This is a genomic window from Streptomyces lincolnensis, assembly GCF_021173675.1.
Taxonomy (GTDB): domain Bacteria; phylum Actinomycetota; class Actinomycetes; order Streptomycetales; family Streptomycetaceae; genus Streptomyces; species Streptomyces lincolnensis_B.
In genome coordinates, this window is sequence record NZ_JAIHON010000004.1 from 592,850 (window position 1) to 612,713 (window position 19,864).

Annotated in this window: 15 protein-coding genes; 7 read left to right on the forward strand and 8 right to left on the reverse strand. The window is 70.6% G+C overall.

Annotation, left to right across the window (positions count from 1 at the left end; translation table 11 throughout):
* Positions 1–28 precede the first annotated feature (28 nt).
* From K4B79_RS13550 to K4B79_RS13565, 4 genes are all read right to left on the reverse strand, one after another.
* Positions 29–3,850 (reverse strand): multifunctional oxoglutarate decarboxylase/oxoglutarate dehydrogenase thiamine pyrophosphate-binding subunit/dihydrolipoyllysine-residue succinyltransferase subunit, encoded by a 3,822-nt coding sequence (locus K4B79_RS13550; protein WP_232026771.1) that lies wholly within the window; start codon positions 3,848–3,850, stop codon positions 29–31.
* 282 nt (positions 3,851–4,132) lie between these two features.
* Entirely contained in the window at positions 4,133–5,239 is a 1,107-nt protein-coding gene (locus K4B79_RS13555) for a HAMP domain-containing sensor histidine kinase (RefSeq protein ID WP_232026772.1), read from the reverse strand.
* Positions 5,236–5,973 (reverse strand): response regulator transcription factor, encoded by a 738-nt coding sequence (locus tag K4B79_RS13560; protein ID WP_067439493.1) that lies wholly within the window; start codon positions 5,971–5,973, stop codon positions 5,236–5,238. The genes K4B79_RS13555 and K4B79_RS13560 overlap by 4 nt, the downstream gene beginning before the upstream one ends.
* A gap of 124 nt (positions 5,974–6,097) precedes the next feature.
* Positions 6,098–6,808, reverse strand: coding sequence for a spermidine synthase (locus K4B79_RS13565; protein ID WP_232026773.1), 711 nt, complete (start codon positions 6,806–6,808; stop codon positions 6,098–6,100).
* A 163-nt stretch (positions 6,809–6,971) separates the two neighbouring features.
* Here K4B79_RS13565 and K4B79_RS13570 point away from each other — a divergent pair, with 163 nt between their 5' ends.
* Positions 6,972–7,757, forward strand: coding sequence for a rhomboid-like protein (locus K4B79_RS13570; protein WP_374208461.1), 786 nt, complete (start codon positions 6,972–6,974; stop codon positions 7,755–7,757).
* Positions 7,758–8,160: 403 nt separating this feature from the next.
* Entirely contained in the window at positions 8,161–10,572 is a 2,412-nt protein-coding gene (gene lon, locus K4B79_RS13575) for an endopeptidase La (RefSeq protein WP_232026774.1), read from the forward strand.
* A gap of 75 nt (positions 10,573–10,647) precedes the next feature.
* On the opposite strand, the gene K4B79_RS13580 is transcribed toward lon, so the two are convergent.
* Complete coding sequence (locus K4B79_RS13580; protein WP_232026775.1) at positions 10,648–11,466, reverse strand: lysozyme; 819 nt, start codon at positions 11,464–11,466, stop codon at positions 10,648–10,650.
* Between the two features lie 248 nt (positions 11,467–11,714).
* On the opposite strand from K4B79_RS13580, the gene K4B79_RS13585 reads away from it, so the two are divergent.
* Entirely contained in the window at positions 11,715–12,206 is a 492-nt protein-coding gene (locus tag K4B79_RS13585) for a MarR family winged helix-turn-helix transcriptional regulator (protein WP_232026776.1), read from the forward strand.
* Positions 12,207–12,236: 30 nt separating this feature from the next.
* On the opposite strand, the gene K4B79_RS13590 is transcribed toward K4B79_RS13585, so the two are convergent.
* The 3 genes from K4B79_RS13590 to K4B79_RS13600 all read right to left on the reverse strand — a co-directional run bounded on the left by K4B79_RS13590 (position 12,237) and on the right by K4B79_RS13600 (position 15,081).
* Positions 12,237–13,526 carry a hypothetical protein gene (locus K4B79_RS13590; RefSeq protein ID WP_232026777.1) on the reverse strand — a complete coding sequence of 430 codons (1,290 nt, stop codon included), beginning with the start codon at positions 13,524–13,526 and terminating at the stop codon, positions 12,237–12,239.
* Entirely contained in the window at positions 13,523–14,116 is a 594-nt protein-coding gene (locus K4B79_RS13595; RefSeq protein WP_232026778.1) for a hypothetical protein, read from the reverse strand. The genes K4B79_RS13590 and K4B79_RS13595 overlap by 4 nt, the downstream gene beginning before the upstream one ends.
* Positions 14,117–14,292: 176 nt before the next feature.
* Positions 14,293–15,081, reverse strand: a complete 789-nt coding sequence (locus K4B79_RS13600) for a protein phosphatase 2C domain-containing protein (protein WP_232026779.1) — start codon at positions 15,079–15,081, stop codon at positions 14,293–14,295.
* A 386-nt stretch (positions 15,082–15,467) separates the two neighbouring features.
* On the opposite strand from K4B79_RS13600, the gene K4B79_RS13605 reads away from it, so the two are divergent.
* From K4B79_RS13605 to K4B79_RS13620, 4 genes are read left to right on the forward strand one after another with little or no spacing between them, the layout of a single operon-like run.
* The gene (locus tag K4B79_RS13605) at positions 15,468–18,275 is read left to right on the forward strand and encodes a nitrate- and nitrite sensing domain-containing protein (RefSeq protein WP_232026780.1); all 2,808 of its coding nucleotides are present in this window, start codon (positions 15,468–15,470) and stop codon (positions 18,273–18,275) included.
* Positions 18,272–18,772 (forward strand): roadblock/LC7 domain-containing protein, encoded by a 501-nt coding sequence (locus K4B79_RS13610; RefSeq protein WP_232026781.1) that lies wholly within the window; start codon positions 18,272–18,274, stop codon positions 18,770–18,772. Before K4B79_RS13605 ends, K4B79_RS13610 begins: the two co-directional genes overlap by 4 nt.
* Positions 18,769–19,200, forward strand: a complete 432-nt coding sequence (locus K4B79_RS13615) for a DUF742 domain-containing protein (RefSeq protein ID WP_232026782.1) — start codon at positions 18,769–18,771, stop codon at positions 19,198–19,200. The genes K4B79_RS13610 and K4B79_RS13615 overlap by 4 nt, the downstream gene beginning before the upstream one ends.
* The gene (locus tag K4B79_RS13620; protein ID WP_232026783.1) at positions 19,181–19,822 is read left to right on the forward strand and encodes a GTP-binding protein; all 642 of its coding nucleotides are present in this window, start codon (positions 19,181–19,183) and stop codon (positions 19,820–19,822) included. Before K4B79_RS13615 ends, K4B79_RS13620 begins: the two co-directional genes overlap by 20 nt.
* Positions 19,823–19,864: the final 42 nt, after the last annotated feature.

Genomic DNA, 19,864 nt, shown 5'->3' on the forward strand with positions numbered 1-19,864 from the left:
TGTTCAGAGGCTCACGCCTCTGAACACCTCACGCCTCGAACACTTCCCGAACCAGCTGCTCCTGCTCCGCCTGGTGCCGCTTCGCGGAACCGACGGCGGGGGAAGAGCTGTGCGGGCGGGAGATGCGGCGCAGGCGTTCGCCGTGCGGGACCTCCGCGCCGACCGCCAGGTCGAGGTGGTCGATGAGGTTGAGGGCGATGAACGGCCAGGCGCCCTGGTTGGCCGGCTCCTCCTGGGCCCAGAGGTACTTCTCGGCGTTCGGGTACTTGGCGATCTCGGCCTGGAGCTCGGCACCCGGGAGGGGGTACAGGCGCTCCAGGCGGATGATCGCCGTGTCCGTGACGCCGCGCTTCTTCCGCTCGGCGTCGAGGTCGTAGTAGACCTTGCCGGCGGTGAAGACGACCTTCTTGACTGCGGCCGGGTCGACCGAGGCGTCGCCGATGACGGGGCGGAACTGGCCGGTGGTGAACTCGTCCGCCTTGGACGCCGCGGCCTTCAGACGCAGCATCGACTTCGGGGTGAAGACGATCAGCGGCTTGTGGTGCGGGTTGTGCACCTGCCAGCGCAGGAGGTGGAAGTAGTTCGACGGGAGCGTCGGCATCGCGACCGTCATGTTGTTCTGGGCGCAGAGCTGCAGGAAGCGCTCCGGGCGGGCCGAGGAGTGGTCCGGGCCCTGGCCCTCGTAGCCGTGGGGGAGGAGCAGGGTGACGCCGGAGGTCTGGCTCCACTTCTGCTCCGCCGACGAGATGAACTCGTCCACGACCGTCTGCGCGCCGTTGACGAAGTCGCCGAACTGGGCCTCCCACATCACGAGGGACTCGGGACGCGCCAGCGAGTAGCCGTACTCGAAGCCCATCACCGCGTACTCGGAGAGGAGGGAGTTGTAGACGTTCAGGCGGGCCTGGTCCTCGGAGAGGTACATCAGCGGCGTGAACTCGTCGCCGGTCTCACGGTCGATGATGACCGCGTGCCGCTGGCCGAAGGTGCCGCGCTGCGAGTCCTGGCCGGACAGCCGGACCGGGACGCCTTCCAGGAGGAGCGAGCCGATGGCGAGGGTCTCGCCCATGCCCCAGTCGATCGTGCCGTCCTCGACCATCGACGCCCGGCGCTGGAGCTGCGGCAGCAGACGCGGGTGGACGGTGATGTGGTCGGGGACGTTGACCTGGGACTCGGCGATCCGCTTGACGACCTCGGCGGTGACCGCGGTGTTCACGGCGACCGGGAACTCGGCCTGCGGGTCGGAGGGCTCGGCCGACGCCGGCTGGGAGGTGGCCTCGCGGACCTCGGTGAAGACCTTCTCCAGCTGGCCCTGGTAGTCCTGGAGCGCCTGCTCGGCCTCTTCCAGGGTGATGTCGCCGCGACCGATCAGGGACTCGGTGTAGAGCTTGCGCACCGAGCGCTTCTTGTCGATCAGGTCGTACATCAGCGGCTGGGTGAAGGCCGGGTTGTCCGACTCGTTGTGACCGCGGCGGCGGTAGCAGATGAGGTCGATCACCACGTCCTTGTTGAACGCCTGGCGGAACTCGAAGGCCAGCCGCGCGACGCGGACCACGGCCTCCGGGTCGTCGCCGTTCACGTGGAAGATCGGGGCCTCGATCATGCGGGCCACGTCGGTCGAGTACATGGAGGAGCGCGAGGACTCGGGCGCCGCCGTGAAGCCGACCTGGTTGTTGATGACCACGTGGACCGTGCCGCCGGTGCGGTAGCCGCGCAGCTGCGACATGTTCAGGGTCTCCGCGACCACGCCCTGGCCCGCGAAGGCCGCGTCGCCGTGCAGCGCCACCGGCAGGACCGTGAAGTCCGTGCCGCCCTTGTTGATGACGTCCTGCTTGGCGCGGACGACACCCTCCAGGACCGGGTCGACCGCCTCCAGGTGGGAGGGGTTGGCGGCCAGCGAGACCTTGATCTGCTCGCCGTCCAGGCCCGTGAAGGTGCCCTCGGCGCCCAGGTGGTACTTCACGTCGCCGGAGCCGTGCATCGACTTCGGGTCGAGGTTGCCCTCGAACTCGCGGAAGATCTGGGCGTACGACTTGCCGACGATGTTCGCCAGGACGTTCAGCCGGCCGCGGTGGGCCATGCCGATGACGACCTCGTCCAGGCGGGACTCCGCCGCGCTGTCGATGACCGCGTCCAGCAGCGGGATGACGGACTCGCCGCCCTCCAGGGAGAAGCGCTTCTGGCCGACGTACTTCGTCTGCAGGAAGGTCTCGAAGGCCTCCGCCGCGTTCAGTCGGCGCAGGATGCGCAGCTGCTCCTCGCGCTCCGGCTTGGTGTGCGAGCGCTCGATGCGGTCCTGGATCCACTTGCGCTGCTTGGGGTCCTGGATGTGCATGAACTCGACGCCGGTGGTGCGGCAGTACGAGTCGCGCAGCACGCCGAGGATGTCGCGCAGCTTCATCAGGGACTTGCCGGCGAAGCCGCCGACGGCGAACTCGCGCTCCAGGTCCCAGAGCGTCAGACCGTGCTCGGTGATGTCCAGGTCGGGGTGCTTGCGCTGGCGGTACTCCAGCGGGTCGGTGTCGGCCATGACGTGGCCGCGGACCCGGTAGGAGTGGATCAGCTCGAAGACCCGGGCGGCCTTGGTGACGTCGTCGTCGTGGCTGGCGTCGATGTCCTTGAGCCAGCGGACCGGCTCGTAGGGGATGCGCAGGGCCTCGAAGATGTCGTCGTAGAAGCCCTGCTCGCCGAGGAGGAGGTTCGCGACGATGCGCAGGAACTCGCCGGAGGCGGCGCCCTGGATGACCCGGTGGTCGTAGGTCGACGTGAGCGTCATGACCTTGGAGATGCCGAGCTTGTTCAGGGTGTCCTGGCTGGTGCCCTGGAACTCCGCCGGGTAGTCCATCGAGCCGACGCCCATGATGACCGACTGGCCGGGCATCAGACGCGGGACCGAGTGCACGGTGCCCAGGCCGCCGGGGTTGGTCAGGGAGACCGTCACACCGGTGAAGTCGTCCATGCCCAGCTTGCCGTCACGGGCGCGGCGGACGATGTCCTCGTAGGCCTGCCAGAACTCGAAGAAGTTCAGCGTCTCGGCCTTCTTGATGCCCGCGACGACCAGCTGGCGGTCGCCGTTGGGCTTCACCAGGTCGATGGCGAGGCCGAAGTTGATGTGCTCCGGCTTGACCAGGGTCGGCTTGCCGTCCTTCTCCGCGAAGGAGTAGTTCATCGACGGCATGGCCTTGATGGCCTGCACCATCGCGTACCCGATCAGGTGCGTGAAGGAGATCTTCCCGCCCCGGGCGCGCTTGAGGTGGTTGTTGATGACGATGCGGTTGTCGAAGAGCAGCTTCACCGGGACGGCGCGCACGGACGTGGCCGTGGGCACCTCCAGCGAGGCGTTCATGTTCTTCGCGACCGCGGCGGCGGGGCCGCGCAGCGTCACCAGCTCGGGGCCGTCGGCGGCCGCGGCGGGCTCGGCCTTGGCCGCGGGCTTCGCGGCGGCGGGCCTGGCGGCCGGGGCCGGGGCGGCCTGCGCCGGAGCCGGAGCGGCGGCCGCGGGCTTCGCGGCGGGCGCCGGAGCGGCCTGGGCCGGAGCCTGCGCGGGCGCTGCGGCCTGCTTCGGCGCCTGGGCCTGGGCCGGCGGGGCGGCGGCAGGCTTGGACGGGGTCGTGGAGGTGCCCGCGGCCCCCGCGGCCGCGGTACCCGCCGGAGCCGAGGCGGCGGCCGCCCCCGGCTTGTAGTCGGCGAAGAAGTCCCACCAGGCTCGGTCTACCGAATTCGGGTCCTGGAGGTACTGCTGATAGATCTCGTCGACGAGCCACTCGTTGGGACCGAACGCGGCAGCGGGATTCTTCTTCCCGGCTTGGTCGTCGGTCGAGATGCTCGAGTTACTGGGGGACTGTGGCGACACGGCGGCAACCGCCCTCTTCCGCTTCACAAGGTGATGGACAGCGGGAATCAAGGCTACGCCTTGCTGACCGGGAAGGTCAGGTCGGGCCCGTTCATCGTCGCGTAAGTCACATCAAACAGCGGGTTTCGAGGGTGGAAATGGCGGGAAACAAGCGTAGTTCCGCTACAGATGGGATGAGCTCGGCGGGCCCCATCGCGACCATCGCGCGGGCCTCTGCCTGATCACACGTGCCCGCCGATGCGGAACGCCCGTGGATCTTGTGGCTCCGCTTCGAACTTTACGTCAACTTGGCAGAGATGGAAGTCCCGGAAGGGTGACAAGAATCCGGCACCCCCGCTCGGATTCGGCCACTCCGATCCGGCCGCCGTGCAGATCCACCGCCCAGCGCGCGATCGCCAGACCGAGTCCGGTGCCGCCGTCGCTGCCCGGACCGTGCGGGCGGGTGATGTTGCCGCGGTTGAACCGCTCGAAGACGCGGTGCCACTCCGAGCGCGGAATGCCCGGCCCCTCGTCCAGGATCTCCAGCTCCAGGGACTCCGGGTAGCTCCCGCGCCGCGCCTTGACCGTCACCCGGCCGTGCGGCGGGCTGTGCTTGACCGCGTTGTCGATCAGGTTGGCCACCACCTGGTGGATGCGCTCCGGATCCGCGTGCGCGGTCAGCTCCGGCGGCGACACGTCCAGATGCAGATGCACGTCCGCGCGCGTGTGGGTGCCCGACCCGGACGCGATGCCCGCGCGCGCCGAGGCGACCATGTTGGCCTCCTTCAGCACGCCCGACAGATACGGCCACACCTCGAAACGGCGCTTCTTCAGCGGGACGACGCCGTTGTCGAGGCGGGACAGGTCCAGCAGCGTCTCGACCAGCCGGCCCAGACGCTCCGTCTGCTTCAGCGCCGTACGCATCGTCTCCGGGTCGGCCCGCGTGACGCCGTCGACGATGTTCTCCAGCACGGCTCTCAGGCCCGCGATGGGTGTGCGCAACTCGTGTGAGACATTCGCCACGAGTTCCTTGCGGGCCCGTTCCTGGGCCTCCAGCTCGTCCGCCATGCGGTTGATCGTCTCGGCCAGGTCGCCCAGCTCGTCCCGGCGGTTCTCCCGCACCCGGCGGGTGTAGTCGCCGTGCGAGATGGACCGGGCCACCGCGTTCATCTCGTCCAGCGGAGCGGTGAGCGAATGCGCCACGAACTGCGTGATCAGCAGTGTGGCGATCATCGAGAAGACCGTGATGAAGCGCAGCTCCGTCTTGGTGCGCACCGCGATCATCGACAGACCCGTGGTGATCAGGACCGAGGTGACGACGAGCGCGCCCAGCTTGGTCTTGATCGAGAACGGGCTCACGCCGCCCCAGGAGTCCTGGGGGCCTCTCCGTCCTGCCGGACCGTCGCTCATGGCGTGGGCGTCTCCAGGGCGTAACCCACGCCGTGCACCGTACGGATCCGCTCCGCGCCGATCTTCCGGCGCAGCGCCTTGATGTGGCTGTCGACCGTACGGGTGCCGGAGGCGTCCGCCCAGTCCCACACCTCGGCGAGCAGCTGCTCACGGGAGAGCACCGCGCGCGGGGTGTTGGCCAGGCAGACCAGCAGGTCGAACTCGGTGGGTGTGAGGTGGACGTCCTCGGACCGGACCCGCACCCGACGCTGGGCGTGGTCGATCTCCAGCTCGCCCAGGCGCAGGATGCCGGAGCGGGGGGTCGCAGCGGCCAGCGCGGCGCGTTCCACGCGGCGCAGCAGCACGTGGACCCGTGCGGCCAGCTCGCGCATCGAGAACGGCTTGGTCATGTAGTCGTCCGCGCCGACGCCCAGCCCGACCAGCATGTCGGTCTCGTCGTCGCGCGCGGTGAGCATGAGGACCGGCACCGGCCTGGCCGCCTGCACACGACGGCAGACCTCCAGACCGTCGAAGCCGGGCAGCATGATGTCGAGGATCAGCAGATCGGGCTGCCAGGCCTCGGCCGTGTCGACCGCCGACGGACCGTCGACCGCCGTTTGCACGAGGAATCCCTCGGCGCGCAGGCGGGTCGCGATGGCGTCCACGATCGTCGGATCGTCTTCGACGACCAGGACCCGGCGCTGAGCGCCCGGCGTTGCCGTCGTGCCGTTGTGGGAGGTGTGTGTCTGCTCCATCGCCCGCCCCTGAGGTGTGCAATTCCGGAACCAGTGGGGTGATCCCTTGTCTGCGCATGACTGCGCTTGACGCTTGAATGATCGGCGTCAGGTGAGCAGGGTACGGGGAGTCACGTCGCCTTTGCTATCCAGGTCGGACGGCGAGATGCACTACGTCGGGAACGCCCCGGGCAACCGGGAGCTCTTCGGTACGCACCTGTTTGAACCCGGCATTCCGCAAGGTTCCCTCGAATTCCGGAGAGGGGCGGGCCGACCATACGGCCAGTACACCGCCCGGCTTCAACACCCTTGCGCAGCTTGTGAGTCCGGTGGGTGCGTACAGGCCGTCGTTGCCGTCCGTGACCGTCCAGTCGGGGCCGTTGTCGATGTCGAGGCAGAGCGCGTCGAAAGTGGCGCATGTCTCATTGACGAATGCGACTAGATCGGTTTTCAGAATCTCGGTGCGCGGGTCTGCGAGGGCCTGGGCGGTGAGGGGGGACAGGGGGGCGCCGTTCTGGTGCCAGTCGATGATCGCCTGCTCGCGTTCGATCACTGTGATGCGGCCCCAGTGGGGGTTGTCGGCGGCGTGGGCCAGGGAGAAGCCGACGCCTAGGCCGCCGATGAGGAGGTGGGGGGCGGCTGGGTGGGGGGTCGGGTTCTCGGGGGTGCGTGGGGTGTTCAGGGCTTCCAGTGCCGCGTCCACCAGTCTGCGTTCCGAGCGGCCGTCCGATGTGTCCATCAGGAAGCAGCCGTTGGCGATGATCTGGAGCAGGTCGCCGTGCCGTCGGAGCACCACCTCGCCGTGGGGGCCCTCGCGACGGTCCAGGACTTCGGGGATGTCGTACGAGGTGAACATCCCGTCATCCTCGCGTATGAGGTGCCTTCGAAGTTGCTGAGAATCGGGGGTTGGGTGGTGCGGGTCACAGACAGGGTGGGTGGGGGCGCGGAGGCTGGGGTGTGGCGGGGGCGACGAGGGTGTGGCGCGGGTGCGGGTGCGGCGCGGGTGTAGCGGGGGCTGAGTGGAGCGGAAGGGGCGCCTCGGCGTGGAACGTCAGCCTGTGCAGGACGCGTGCTTTCCGGATGTCGCGGGGTTGCTGGACGGGGTGCCGCGGCAGGGGGGTGGCCCCGAGGCGCCTCGGGGGCCGGTGGGGAAGCGGCGGCGTTTTCCTGTTCCTCGTCCTTGGCGGGTGCTTCCCACGCCTGTCGGGACGCCGTTCACGTTCGCGTTCGGTGCGGTTCTGGTTGTCACCTCGCTGATCGCGGCCTATGGCGATCCCGCGCTGGTGCATGCGCTGCACCAAGGGTCCAGTACGGATGTGGCCCATCTGGTGCGGATGCCCGTGCTGGTGCTGGTGGCGAGTGCGGTGTGGGTCGCCGGGGGGTTGGTCTCGCCGTTCACCGTCGGGTTCCTGGTGGTGCTCACCGCGCTTGAGCGGCGGGTGGGTGGGGTGCGTACCGCCTGTGTCTTTCTGCTCGGGCATGTGCTGGCGACGCTGGCCACCGAGGTGCCGGTGGGGGTGGGGGTGTTGGTCGGGTATCTGCCCGACAGTTCGCTGCATCGGCTTGATTACGGTGTGAGCTTCGGGGTGGCCGCGGGGGTGGGGGCGTTGGGTGGGGTGCTCCGGCCCTGGGTGGGGTGGCCGTTGCTCGGGGTGTTCGGGTGGATGCTCGTGCGGAATCTGGTGGCCTTCACCGATCCGATGACCAACTGGGGGCATCTGATCGCGTTCGGTATCGGGGTCGCTGTCTGGCCGCTGGTGCGGATGCCTGCGGCGCCTGTGCGGCTTCGGTGGGGGCGGGTGTAGCGCCCAAGGGTGCGTTGTGGGTCGGGGCCGGGGCGGGGGGTGTCCGTCCTCGGTCCGGCGGAACTGTGGCTTTTAGCTGTGCTGCGTGTCGGACGCCGGCCGCTGCGGGCGGACACCCCCCGCCCCGTCCCCTCACCGCCGTGGGCGACTGCGTCATCACCGGCCGCCTGTCCTCACCTCAGGGGCGCGGGCGATCGCCGGGCGACCGTCCTCACCCAGGGGCGCGGGGAACTGCGCGACCAGCCACTTCGGGCCTGTAGACGCTCTACGACCTTCCCCGGCACCCCCTATGGCGCATCCGCTCCGGAAGGTGATCGCTCAGAGCGAACGGCGGCCGGGGAACATTCCGTGGCGTCCATGCATTGAGTCGGCATAGCTCAACTTGACTGCCGAAGGGGAGATCATGGCTTCGACGTCCACACCGCTCACCCTGCCCGTGCTGCCGCTCGACGATGAGGTCGTGCTGCCCGGGATGGTGGTTCCGCTGGACCTGAATGACGCTGATGTGCGCGCCGCGGTGGAGGCTGCTCAGGCGGCCGCGCGTTCCGAGCCCGGGAAGCCCAAGGTTCTGCTGGTGCCACGGATCGACGGGACCTACGCGGGCACGGGTGTGCTCGGCACGGTCGAGCAGGTCGGCCGGCTGGCCGACGGGGATCCGGGCGCGCTGATCCGTGGCCGTGGCCGCGTGCGGATCGGGGCCGGGACCACGGGGCCGGGTGCGGCGCTGTGGGTGGAGGCCGTACGGGTCGATGAGGTGGTGCCCGAGCCGTTGCCCGGCCATGTCGGTGAACTGGTCAAGGAGTACAAGGCTCTTGCGACCGCCTGGCTGCGTAAGCGTGGTGCCTGGCAGGTCGTGGACCGGGTGCAGGCCATCGACGATGTTTCCGCCCTTGCCGACAACTCCGGATACTCGCCGTTCCTGACCACCGAGCAGAAGGTGGAGCTGCTGGAGACCGGTGATCCGGTTGCGCGGTTGAAGCTCGCCACGCAGCAGCTGCGTGATCACCTTGCTGAGCAGGACGTTGCCGAGACCATCGCCAAGGACGTCCAGGAGGGCGTCGACAAGCAGCAGCGGGAGTTCCTGCTGCGGCGGCAGCTGGAGGCCGTGCGGAAGGAACTGCGCGAGCTGAACGGGGAGTCGGAGGGCGAGGAGTCCGACGACTACCGGGCTCGTGTCGAGGCCGCCGATCTGCCCGAGAAGGTCCGGGAGGCCGCCCTCAAGGAGGTCGACAAGCTGGAGCGGTCCAGTGATCAGTCGCCCGAGGGATCCTGGATCCGTACCTGGCTCGACACCGTGCTCGAACTGCCGTGGAACGAGCGGACCGAGGACGCCTATGACATTCAGGGCGCCAAGGCTGTACTCGATGCCGAGCACGCCGGTCTGGAGGACGTGAAGGAGCGGATCACCGAGTACCTCGCGGTGCGCAAGCGTCGTACCGCGAGGGGGCTGGGTGTCGTCGGCGGGCGGCGTGGGGGTGCCGTGCTGGCGCTCGTCGGGCCTCCCGGTGTCGGCAAGACCTCGCTGGGTGAGTCCGTGGCGCATGCGATGGGGCGGAAGTTCGTTCGCGTCGCGCTCGGCGGGGTGCGGGACGAAGCCGAGATCCGCGGGCACCGGCGTACGTATGTGGGTGCGCTGCCCGGGCGGATCGTGCGGGCCATCAAGGAGGCCGGGTCGATGAATCCGGTGGTGCTCCTCGATGAGATCGACAAGGTGGGGTCCGATTTTCGTGGGGATCCGGCGGCTGCTCTGCTGGAGGTGCTCGACCCCGCGCAGAACCACACCTTCCGGGATCACTACCTGGAGGTCGAGCTCGATCTGAGCGATGTTGTTTTCCTGGCCACGGCGAACGTGCTGGAGGCCATTCCGGAGGCGCTCCTCGACCGGATGGAGCTGGTCCGGCTCGACGGGTACACCGAGGACGAGAAGATCGTCATCGCCCGGGACCACCTGCTGCCCCGGCAGCTGGAGCGGGCCGGTATCGAGGAGGGCGAGGTCGTCATCGACGAGAGCGCGCTGCGCAAGCTCGCCGGTGAGTACACGCGTGAGGCCGGTGTCCGCAACCTTGAGCGGTCGGTGGCGCGGCTGCTGCGGAAGGTCGCTGCCCAGCACGAACTGGGTGAGCGGGAGCTGCCGTTCATCGTGGGGGAGGAGGATCTGCGCGGGTTGATCGGGCGGCCGCATCACGTGCCGGAGTCCGCTCAGGATCCCGCTGAACGGCGGACCGCGGTGCCGGGTGTGGCCACGGGGCTCGCGGTGACCGGTGCGGGTGGCGATGTGCTGTTCGTCGAGGCTTCGCTCGCCGACCCGGAGACCGGGGCCGCGGGGCTGACGCTGACCGGGCAGCTCGGTGACGTGATGAAGGAGTCCGCGCAGATCGCGCTGAGCTTCCTGCGGTCCCACGGGGCCGAGTTGGAGTTGCCGGTGGCCGATCTGAAGGACCGGGGTGTGCATATCCACTTCCCCGCGGGTGCGGTGCCGAAGGACGGGCCGAGCGCCGGTGTCACGATGACCACGGCCCTGGCGTCCCTGCTCAGCGGGCGGCTCGTGCGGACCGATGTGGCCATGACCGGTGAGGTGTCGCTCACCGGGCGGGTGCTGCCGATCGGTGGTGTGAAGCAGAAGCTGCTCGCCGCGCACCGGGCCGGGGTGACCACCGTCGTCATCCCCAAGCGGAACGAGGCCGACCTGGACGACGTCCCGGCGGAGGTGCTGGACAAGCTCGACGTCCACGCCGTCACCGATGTCCGGCAGGTTCTGGAGCTGGCGCTCGCGCCCGCCACGAGTGCGGCGTCGGAGGTTCCGGTGGCGGCGTGACGGACGTTGCCGGAAAAAGCGAAGGCCCGGGTCCCGTGAGGGAGGCCCGGGCCTTCGCCGTGCGGCCGGCGGTCGTCAGCCGTTGGCGAGTGCCTGTACTCGGTCCAGGGCGCCGTTGAACCTGTTGTGGTCGCCGACCGTGGGGCCGGAGGAGGTGTACTGCCACATCGTGTAGTACTGCCAGCCCGCCGGGAGGGTGCCGACGGTTGAGGCGTAGCGGGCGATCCACAGGGGGGTGGTCGTCGCGAAGCCCGCGTGGTTGCCGGTGCACTGGGTCCACCAGCTGGTGGCCGTGTAGATCACCGCGTCGCGGCCGGTGCGGGCCTTGTAGCGGTTCAGGAAGTCGCGGATCCAGGTGACCATGGCGGCCTGGGTCTTGCCGTAGCAGGCGGCGCCGTAGGGGTTCCACTCGATGTCCAGGGCGCCGGGGAGGGTCTTGCCGTCCCTCGACCAGCCGCCGCCGTGGTCGACGAAGTAGTCGGCCTGGGTGGCTCCGCTCGTGGTGTCGGGGGTGGCGAAGTGGTAGGCGCCGCGGATCATGCCGACGTTGTAGGAGCCGTTGTACTGCTGGGCGAAGTACGGGTTCGTGTAGTACGTGCCCTCGGTGGCCTTGGCGTAGGCCCAGCGGACTCCGCTGTTCCAGAGGGTGGACCAGGCGACGTTGCCCTGATGGCTGGAGACGTCGACGCCCTCGGTCTGGGTGGCGCGGGTGTCGGCGGGAGTGCCGTGTCGGCCGTCGTGTTGTACGACGCCCATGCCCATGTGGGCCGAGCCTCGGGGTGGAGTCGCGGCGGCCGCGGCGGAGTACGGGGCGAGGAGGGCGAGCGTGGTGAGCAGGAGCCCGGCGAGGTGGAGGTGCCGGGGGCGGGCCGTTCCGGGTCTGTGCACGGGCATGGCGTGCCTCCGAAGGCTCGGTGATGCTCGGTGGTGCTCGGTGGGGGAACGTGTGCGGTGATGCCGTGCGTGATGGCGTGTGCATGCCAGTCGGGTGTCTGAGGGTGAAGCTACGGACGGAGTGGGGCCGGTGGAAGAGGGGCCGGAGGCTGCCGTTGGTCTAGCCCTGCGAAATACTGGCGGAGCTGCGGCTACGTCGATGGTCGGCGGAAACTTTCAGAGCCGGGAAAACCGAGGCAGGGACTGACGTGCGCGAAGACGGAAACGGCGGGGGACGCCGGGCCGAGGGTGGAGCGTCGGCCAGTGGTGCGGATCAGGAGTATCTGTCCCTGGAGCGGGAGTTGACGGTTCTGTTGCGCCGTGCGCGGGCCAGCCAGGGCGAGATGGCCCGTGAGGTCCATCCCGACCTGGAGTCGGCGGCCTACGGTCTGCTCGTCCGCCTCGACGAGTGCGGACGCCAGCGTGCCACCGAGCTCGCCGCCTACATCGGCGTCGGGAAAGCCACCATGTCCCGTCAGCTGCGCGCCCTGGAGTCCCTCGGCCTGGTCGCCCGCGAACCCGACCCCGCCGACGGCCGCGCCTGGCTGGTCCATCTCACCGACGAGGGCCGCCAACGCGTCGGCAAGGTCCGCGAGGCCCGCCGAGGCCGGTATGTGAGCCAGCTCGCCCACTGGGACCGCCGGGAGGTCGCGGAACTGGCCCGGCTGCTCCAGCAGTTGAACCGGGGCATGGAGAAGTAGCCGCCCCGGACGAGTGGGGTGCGCGCCGGGTCACAGGAGCGCCGCGCACACCAGTGCCGCCGACACCGTCGCACCGGCCGCGGTCCACAGCACCCAGCGGCGGCCGACGCCGGCGCCCACGGCCAGTGCCGCCACCGCCACGCCCGCCAGCAGCTCGGTCACCACGGCGGCCGCGGTCGCGCCGGACAGGAAGGTTCCGCGGGTGCTCGCCCGTTCGGCGAGGTCCACCTGCCGCAGGTTCTCGTCCACGAGGTCGTTCAGGTCGTCGGGGGCGGCGCGCAGCGCGGCCACCGCCGCCGCGTCGACGTCGTCCTCGGCGCCGGGGAGCCGTCCCATGTACGCGGCGATCTCCTCGACGTGCGCCGCGATCCCGCTCTCGGTCACGGCCACCGCCCGTTCGTGCCGGGCGTCCTCGAAGCCGGTCCCGGTGTCGAGCGTGGCCAGTTCGCGGGCGGTCGCGCGGAGATGGCCGAGGGTGGCCTCCTCCTGGGCCGTCAGGAGGAAGGCGCTCCGCTGTCCGCCCGCCGCGATCGACGTGGTGGCCCGGACCGCCTTCCGCGCCGCCTCCGCCTGGGCCCGCTGCTCGCCGCCCGCCGCGACGATCTGCCCGAGCGGCAGGAGCAGCAGGAGCGCGGCGGCGGCGAGGTGGAGCGTCACCGTGCCGCGGTGGGCGGACGCCGTGGCCGGCTGCGGCAGCAGTTCCAGCGAGCGCAGTACGCGTCGGCCCGGGGGCGCGGACGTCGTCCCGCGCCACCTGCGCGGGCGGAGGACGACCGCCGCCAGGACCGCGACGAGTACGGCCGCGCCCGCGACCCCCGCCGCGGCCAGTCCCCAGGCCGCCCGGCGGTCTCCGGAGCGCAGGGTCGCGTCCGGGTCGAGGGCGTACAGCTCGGGCGAGCGGCGCTGTACGTCGGACAGGCGGCGGGGCAGGTCGTAGCCCAGGCTCTGGTGGCGGTAGCGGTCGGTGGCCAGGACGGGGGAGGCGCCCTCGGCCGTACGCAGGCCGAAGGCGGTCTGCGCGGCGAGCCGGTACTCGGACGCCGCGAGCCTGCCGTCGCCCCGCAGCGGCCCGAGCGCGTCGGCCCGCGCCTGGGCCACGGCCACCTCGAAGGCGAGCGGGGCCTCGTCGCCGTAGACGAAGCGGATGTCCTCCAGGACCGCGCCCTGGCGCCGGACGTCCTGCCGTACGGCCTCCTGGTAGGTCCCCGACGCCTCGCTGAACAGGAGGGTGGCGAGCAGGGTGGCCAGGGCGGCGACGCAGATCAGCGCGATCTGGACCCGGATGCGTACGCTCAGCCTCCGCGGGTGTCCGCCGCTCATGGCGCCGGGCGCCGCAGGGTGACCCGTACGCCGTCCTCGCTCGTGAGGGCCAGGACGTCGGCGGCCGGCAGCTCCCAGGTGTGCTGTTCAGGGGTGAGATCCCCGGGCCTGTCGGTGTAGTCGCCCGCCGGGTCGCCGGGATCCTCCCGGGAGATCGTGTACCGGGTGGGTTCCAGCAGCAGGGTGTCCCCGTCGGTGGCCGCGGTGCCCTCCGCGGCGAGGGTGATCTGTACGACGCCGTCGGGCGTCGGGGTGGCGAGGATGCCGGCGTACAGATACCGGCCGTCGGCCATGAAGCGGTAGGCGATGGTCCCCGTGCCCTCGTTGCTCTCCCACGCGCCCACGAGTTCCGGCGGGAGCGCGGTGTCCTCCACGGCGTCCGTGTCCGTGGTCGTGTCCGCGTCCGTGTCCGTGTCCGTGGTCGGGGACGGCGGGAGCGGGTCGTCGGGAGTGGCGGTCACGGAGGGGGGTTTCCACTCCGGGGGATCGCCGCCCGAGGAGCACGCGGTGAGGCTCACGAGAAGCAGCAGTACGGCCGTGACGAACAGGTGCCGGAACATGAGCACGGGCCGTTCGCGGTCTCCGGGCATGTCCGGATCTCCTTCCCCCGTGGAGCGCCTCCCGGGATCAACCGGCCCCGGAAAACGCCCTTTTGAGTGCTCCACGGTAGATTCCCGCCGTTTGGCGCGCCTCAGGGGATTCCCCAGGGTTTCCGGGGAGTGGCACCCCAGGGTGATTCCGGAAACAGGGACCCGAGGTCGTCACGTCAGAACTCCACGTGTACGACCGTCGCGTCGTCGTGCAGCTTGCTGCGGCCGAGATACGTGCGCGAGGACTCGTCCGCCCGCTCCAGCTCCCGTACGCGGTCCACGAGGGCCTGGGCGCCCTCCTTGCGTACGTAGGTGAAGCAGTCCCGCCAGTCGCCCTCGTGGAACTTCTCCACCCAGCGGGTGGCGCCGTCGGTGAGGGCGGTGAGGGCGCGGACCTCGGAGCGGGGGATGCGGCCCGTCACCGCGCGGGCGGCGACGGTCGGGTCGGCCGCCGCCGTGAAGAAGCCGCCCTCCTTGTTGCGGAGGGTGGAGTCGATCAGGGCGTCGGTGGCGAGGGCCGAGCGGGGCAGGCGGGCCAGGCGGTCGTCGAGGTGGGCGGTGATCGTGCCGTCCGGCGACTCCACCAGCAGCGCGGAGTCCGAGAGGACCAGGTACTCGACGGCCTCTGCGGACCAGCGGGCCAAGATCGCTGTGGCCTGTGGGGTGCGTGGGTGAGAAAGGTCACAAGAGGGTTGATGGGCCTCGGCTGTTCGAAGAATCGCCCGTGAGAGGATCTCCGGAAGAGGGATGTCCCGGGAGGAAACGGAAAGTTCGGTCAGGGCGCCGCCGAGCCGGGCCGTGAACCAGGGGACCGAATGCAGACACCCGGTCTCACCCCTCGGAGGTGTCACTCCGTCCAGGACGACGAGCGCCCCGCCCAGTCCGGAGGCCGGAAGAGCGACGCTCGCGAAGTCCTCGTTGGGGCGGAGCCGCTCGCCGGGCTCCGAAACAAGTTCCGTACGCATCCGGCCAGTCTGCACGAGCCCTTCACAAGCACCTCGAAAGGCTGGCATCCGTCGCGGATCCGATCCACCCGCGCAGGTCAGACGCCGGGTTTGAGGTGGAATCGTTGGCTCCGGGAAGGCGTGGCGGCGAATACTGCCACCGCCCGCCGCCGACGTCCAACCGGCCCGCCGCGCAAGGTTGGTGCACGGGCCAGAGGAACTTGCCCGCCAACTCCCGTCCGATGTTCACTCCTTCGGGTGGCGGGTCTGGTGATGCGCGACCGCCGCCCACCGGCACTGGGAGGGTCGGGAACGCACCGGGTGTATGCACCAGTTGGCCCCGAAAGATGGGGTGATGGGGCGTCATCCGGGCCATGAGTATTCACGAGTCAGGAATGCGAGCACCGGTGCAGAAGACGCGGCCTCGTCGTACGGGCAAGCAGGCGGCCTCCGGCCCAGGGGTGGAGCAGGCACCCGGCACCGCCGACGTCCCCGTGGGCAGGGGTCGGCCCACCCATGTACGCACCCGGCTGATTCTCGCCGTCACCGTGGTGGCCGCGGCCATCGCCGGAGCCGGCGCCCCCTCCCTCGTCACCGCCTCCGGGGACCTGCACGACGCCCAGGACCTGGTGACCCTGGCCGAGCGGACCCAGGACGCCCTCGCCCTCGCCCACTCGCTCGCCGACGAACGCGACGAGGTCACCTCGTACATCGCGGCCGGGCGGCCCAAGTCCAAGGCGCCCTCCGAGGAGCGCGGCGCCCGCGTCGACCGGCAGGTCGAGGAACTCCAGGCCGACACCGACGCGCCCGCCTCCCTGCGCGGCGAGCTGGACGACATCGCCGCGCTGCGCCGGGCCGCGCTCACCGGCCAGAGCACCGCGCTGGAGGCCCACCAGGCCTACTCCGCCGCCGTCACCGGTCTGCACAAGCTCGCCGGGCAACTGGCCGAACGGATGCCGCCGCGCGCGAGCGACGGCACCTACGCCCTCGCCGATCTGGACTCCGCCGTCCAGCAGGCCGCCGCGGCCCGCGGGCTCCTGCTCGCCGCGCTCAACGTGCCGGCGACGACCCAGACCGTGATCAGCCCGGTCACCGGCCTGGCGACCACCGAGGTCGTCTCCTCGGAGGCCGACACCAAGCAGCGCGACGCGCTCAGCGCCGCCGCCCAGCAGGCCCGGCTGCGCTCCGACGCCGCCCTCGCCGACTTCCGGGACTCCGCGCCCAAGGCCGCCGTCACGTCGTACGACTCCACGGTCACCGGCCCCGAGGTCAACTCCGCCGAGAAGTACCTCGCCTCCCTCACCGACCAGCCGACCCTGAGCGACGGCGAACTCGGCACCGGCACCGGCAAGCTCGACGAGGCGCTCTCCGCCCGGATCGACGCCATGCGGGGCGCCGAGGCCGCCCTGTACGACCGCCGGGTCAAGGAACTCGCCCAGCTGCGCGACGACGACGTCACCGCGCTGGAGATCCGTTTCGCCGTCCTCGGCGCCCTCATGCTGCTCGCCGTCGGCATCGCCACCGCCATGGCCCGCACCCTCACCCAGCCGCTGTCCGTGCTGCGCCGCGGCTCGGCCCGGCTGGCCGGCGCGGAGGACCCCGGCGCCGAGGGACCCGTCACCTTCACCGGCCGCAACGACGAGTTCGCCCAGGTCGTCCGCTCCGTCAACGCCCTGCACGCGCACGCCGCCGCCCTCGCCGAGCGCGTCACCACGCTGGAGGCCGACCGCAAGCACCTGGTCGGCCAGCGGCAGAAGATGGCGGATGCCCGCGAGCAGCTCAAGGCCGAACTCGCCGAGTCCGCCGCCCAGTTGGAGAAGCTGCGCACCAGCATCTCCGCCACCTTCGTCAACCTCGCGCTGCGCACCCTCGGCCTCGTCGAGCGGCAACTCGCCGTCATCGAGGGCCTGGAGGAGCGCGAGCAGGACCCGGAGCGGCTCGCCACCCTCTTCAAGCTCGACCACCTGGCCACCGTCATGCGCCGGCACAGCGAGAACCTCCTCGTCCTCGCCGGCACCGATCACGTCCAGCAGAGCGCGGGACCCGTCCCGCTGGTCGACGTGGTGCGCGCCGCGGTCAGCGAGATCGAGCGCTACGACCGGGTGCGCATCGCCGCGCTGCCGCCGCACGCCCACGTGGCCGGCTTCGCCGCCGACGACCTCTCCCACCTGCTCGCCGAGCTCATGGAGAACGCCACCTCGTTCTCCCCGCCCGACCTGCCCGTCGAGGTCTCCGGCTGGCTCCTGGAGAGCGGCGAGGTGATGCTCTCCGTCCAGGACGAGGGCATCGGCATGACGCCCGACCGGCTGGACGAGCTCAACGCCCGCCTCACCGGCTTCGACCCGGAGGCCCCGTACGAGGCCTACGGCAACGGCGGCGAGGGCAACGGCGGCGACGGCGCTAACGGCAAGGGCAAGAGCGGCAGGGGCCGCAAGAACGCCCGGGACGGCGAGGAAGGGCTCGGCCTCGGTCTGTACGTGGTGGCCCGGCTGGCCCATCGGCTCGGGGTGCGCGTGCAGCTGCGCGAGCAGAAGCAGGGCGGTATCGCCGCCGTCGTCGTCCTCCCCAAGGGGCTCCTGGCCGCCGCGCCGCCCTCCGCCGTCCCCACCGCGTCCTCCGGCCCCGGCGGCACCCACGGCTTCTCCTTCCCGGGCGCCGACGCCGAGGTCAACTCCAACGTCCTGAGCGGCCGTTCGGCCGACGGCGACCCCTTGGTCGAGCTCGCGGAGAAGGCCGTACGACGGGAGGAGGCGGAGCGGCCGGAGACACCGGCCGAGACGACGATGGAACTCCTGGCCCCCGTACCCGAGGCCGCCGACGGCGAGGACGCCCCACAGGGGCCACCCGCACCCGACGACGACAGCGGCACGGGTGACGCGGGTGGGAACCAAACCGTCGAAGGCGAAGCCGAGACGGAGCACCACCGCACCCCCGACGCCCCGGAGGACCTCGTCACCGACAAGGGCCTCCCGAAGCGCACTCCCAAGATCACCGCACCCGCGTCCGCCCCGCGCCAGCGCAGCGGCAACGTCGACGCGGAAGCACTCCGCCGCCGCCTGGGCGGCTTCCGTCGGGGGGCGGAGGCCGGCTATCGCGAGGTGGAGGCGGAGATCGCTGAACGGACCGGCGAGCACAAGGCACCCGCCGGAGAACCCGCAGCACCCGCACCATCCGAAGCAGCCACGGGGGGCACAGTCGAGGAGGCAAGCAGTTGACCGCGCCCAGTACCTTCGGACTGAGCCGTGAGGCCCGCAATCTTCACTTCCTGCTCACCAATCTCGTCGAGGAGGTGCCGGGCATCCAGTCGGTGGCCGTCGTCTCCTCCGACGGACTGCTCCTGCTCTCCTCCGACGCGGAGCGCAACGCCGAGGCCCGCGAGAGCCAGGACAGCAGGACCAAGGGGCCACGCGGCTCCGCCGCCGACCTCGCCACCATCGTCTCCGGCATCGGCAGCCTCACCGCAGGCACCGCCAAGCTGATGGACTTCGGCCCGGTGAAGCACACCATGGTCGCCATGGAGGACGGCAGCCTGTTCGTGATGGCGATCAGCGACGGCTCGCTGCTCGGCGTGCACGGCTCCGCCGACTGCGACATGAGCGTGGTGGCGTACCACATGGCCCTGTTCGTGGGCCGTGCCGGACACGTCCTGACGCCCGAACTCCGCAGTGAGCTGCGGCAGTCGCTGGAGAACGAGTCGGGGAGCACCCGATGACCGGAACGCCGAGCGCGTCGGGCGGTGCGCCGAACCGGCTCCCCGTGCGCGGCGCCGACCGCAAACCGGCCCGGGTGCGGCCCTACTCGCTCACCGGCGGCCGTACCCGTTTCGGGCACGTCCTGCTCGTGGAGACGTTCGTCGCCGCGCTCGAAGCGCCCGAGGAGCGCAAGGAGTTGGCGAACGGTTCCCTCAACTCCCGGGTGATGCCGGAGATGCAGGCCATCGTCGAGATCTGCCGCCGGATGCGTACGGTCGCGGAGATCGCCGCGCTGCTGAGGATGCCGCTCGGTGTGGTCCGGGTGCTCCTCAGCGACCTCGCGGACCAGGGCAGGATCCGCGTGTACGGAACAGGAACCGGTCACGGCACGGGGCGGCCGGACCGCGCTCTGCTGGAAAGGGTGCTCAGTGGACTCCGTCGTCTCTGACGCCGCTCGTAGCGTCGTCTACCCGTTCGTCGAGGCCGAGGAGGACCTGAAGGCCTGGCAGACGGACCGCACCCGTGCGCCCGTCGCCACCAAGATCGTGGTGGCGGGCGGTTTCGGGGTCGGCAAGACCACCCTGGTCACCACCGTCTCGGAGATCACGCCCCTGCAGACCGAGGCGCTGATGACCGAGGCGAGCGAGGAGCACGACGACCTCACGGCCACGCCCGCCAAGACCACCACCACCGTGGCCATGGACTTCGGCCGGCTCACGCTCGACGAGGACCTCGTGCTGTACCTCTTCGGTACGCCGGGGCAGGAGCGGTTCTGGTTCATGTGGGACGACCTGGTGCGCGGCGCGATCGGCGCGGTCGTGCTGGCCGACACCCGACGGCTCAAGGACTGCTTCCCGGCGCTGGACTACTTCGAGAGCTGCGGAGTGCCGTACGTCGTCGCGGTCAACCACTTCGACGGCAGCGAGCTGTTCGAGCCGGACGACGTGCGCGAGGCCCTGACCGTCCCACAGCACATACCTGTCATGATCATGGACGCGCGCCGACGGATCTCGGCCATCGAGACCCTGTTGGCGCTCGTCGGTCACGCGCTCGACGAAACCGAAGAGTGACGACCGGAGCGTGACGACCCCTGAGTGACGTCTAGCTAGGAG

Excerpts from the sequence above, each read along its gene's own strand:
- K4B79_RS13555 (WP_232026772.1), bottom strand. The coding sequence starts at position 5,239 with ATGAGCGACGGTCCGGCAGGACGGAGAGGCCCCCAGGACTCCTGGGGC.
- K4B79_RS13560 (WP_067439493.1), bottom strand. The coding sequence starts at position 5,973 with ATGGAGCAGACACACACCTCCCACAACGGCACGACGGCAACGCCGGGC.
- K4B79_RS13565 (WP_232026773.1), bottom strand. The coding sequence starts at position 6,808 with ATGTTCACCTCGTACGACATCCCCGAAGTCCTGGACCGTCGCGAGGGC.
- lon (WP_232026774.1), top strand. The coding sequence starts at position 8,161 with ATGGCTTCGACGTCCACACCGCTCACCCTGCCCGTGCTGCCGCTCGAC.
- K4B79_RS13580 (WP_232026775.1), bottom strand. The coding sequence starts at position 11,466 with ATGCCCGTGCACAGACCCGGAACGGCCCGCCCCCGGCACCTCCACCTC.
- K4B79_RS13590 (WP_232026777.1), bottom strand. The coding sequence starts at position 13,526 with ATGAGCGGCGGACACCCGCGGAGGCTGAGCGTACGCATCCGGGTCCAG.
- K4B79_RS13595 (WP_232026778.1), bottom strand. The coding sequence starts at position 14,116 with ATGCCCGGAGACCGCGAACGGCCCGTGCTCATGTTCCGGCACCTGTTC.
- K4B79_RS13600 (WP_232026779.1), bottom strand. The coding sequence starts at position 15,081 with ATGCGTACGGAACTTGTTTCGGAGCCCGGCGAGCGGCTCCGCCCCAAC.
- K4B79_RS13615 (WP_232026782.1), top strand. The coding sequence starts at position 18,769 with ATGACCGGAACGCCGAGCGCGTCGGGCGGTGCGCCGAACCGGCTCCCC.